The 1,280-nt window shown below is 42.6% G+C and carries 2 protein-coding genes; one reads left to right on the top strand and one right to left on the bottom strand.

From position 1 onward, the window contains the following. Window positions 1-258 precede the first annotated feature (258 nt). The gene (locus BM331_RS11740) at window positions 259-447 is read left to right on the top strand and encodes a hypothetical protein (protein ID WP_143100965.1); all 189 of its coding nucleotides are present in this window, start codon (window positions 259-261) and stop codon (window positions 445-447) included. A gap of 206 nt (window positions 448-653) precedes the next feature. Here the strand turns inward: BM331_RS11740 and BM331_RS11505 are convergent, their stop codons facing one another. Next, entirely contained in the window at window positions 654-1,145 is a 492-nt protein-coding gene (locus BM331_RS11505; RefSeq protein WP_218154586.1) for a ribbon-helix-helix domain-containing protein, read from the bottom strand. Window positions 1,146-1,280: the final 135 nt, after the last annotated feature.

The raw sequence follows: 1,280 nt of genomic DNA, 5'->3' as shown, positions 1-1,280 counted from the left end.
CGTCTCCCGGATGCGATTGATTTGTTTGTGGAAACATAATCTTACGCAAAAAGGCAGGCGCTCACCTCCTCTTTCCTTATCCCGAACTCAGGTTATTTCTAAGAGTCTGTTTACGATCTTTCTGCTATCCATGATAATACGCGGATGAAGAGAACAAAGTATGCCAGTGATATCAGCAGAGAGAAGTTTGCCGAGATAAGATAGAGTCGCTATTACGCAGCGTACACCGCCACACCAAGCCTACGACAGTGGATCTGTATGAAGGCTGGTCTTTCTGAGCGCGCGCTCCAGCAAGGGCTTGAATCAGATAAATTTATCCGTGACAAAGAAAAAGCAAACTACTTTTTCCCTTGCCCCACCAAAAAGCCAATTAAACCAGATGCGATTGCGCTGATAATGCCAGCAGCCCATTTTTTGTCATCTATCGTTCCTGTAGCGAAGATATAAATACAACCCATAAAAATGATACCCACTACGAAAAGAGCGAAACAGAATAGCGCATAGACCATCTTTCGCCATTTCATTTTTGTGTCTGACGGAAGCATCTTCTGCTGTTTCATTATTGACAGTTAGAGCATATTTATGATTTTTGCCAATAATTTTTCCCAGATTGATCTGGTCATCACCATGCTTGGCATCACCTCGCTCGTCCACTAGATACCTACGATCTCGGCCAATAATTGTTTATTTTGATCGAGGATACCCAACTTTTTTTTCTCTGTTTTAGCTTCGGCAGCTACGTCATACAACGCAATAGCTTTTCGCAAAATTTCGGTTTTAGTCGTGTGTCCAGAGGAAGCCAACTGTTCTAAACGTTCGTTAAGCTCGGGGGATATGCTTAGACTGAGGCGAATCGTTTCTTTATTATTTGGCATACCATTCTCCTTGTGCGTAATAAAGGTGCCTTTTATGCTTGGATAATACTCCTTTTTTACACAAAAGAATGTTCTGCTTACAGATTCGTGTATTGATTGGAAGTAAGTGCAGCAATCCCGCGCCTCTATAGCTATCTGCTGGATCGCCACGTCAGCCACACCCTCTCGCGAAGGCAGGGCTGTTACAGGTAATGTACAAGAAAACACCGGTTTTGCGAATGTGAGGGTGAAGCAATTCAGCAGTAACCAGGAAAATAAAGATGCATCCACAGTCTGCATATTTCCAGACAGAGTAGAGGATGATGGATTTATTCATTTCAGCTTGCAAAAGCACATTAGCCAGGCTTGACTAATACTCAATTTTATTGGATTTGAGGAGTTCAAGATGCAATCTGTCAATATGCT

It is taken from the genome of Nitrosomonas eutropha (assembly GCF_900116685.1).
Classification (GTDB): domain Bacteria; phylum Pseudomonadota; class Gammaproteobacteria; order Burkholderiales; family Nitrosomonadaceae; genus Nitrosomonas; species Nitrosomonas eutropha_A.
The sequence above is the reverse complement of the archived record's forward strand: the minus strand, read 5'-3'. Positions and strand labels throughout refer to the sequence as shown.

What these genes read in the sequence shown, in the direction of transcription:
- BM331_RS11740 (WP_143100965.1), top strand. Translation starts at nt 259, where the DNA reads ATGAAGGCTGGTCTTTCTGAGCGCGCGCTCCAGCAAGGGCTTGAATCA.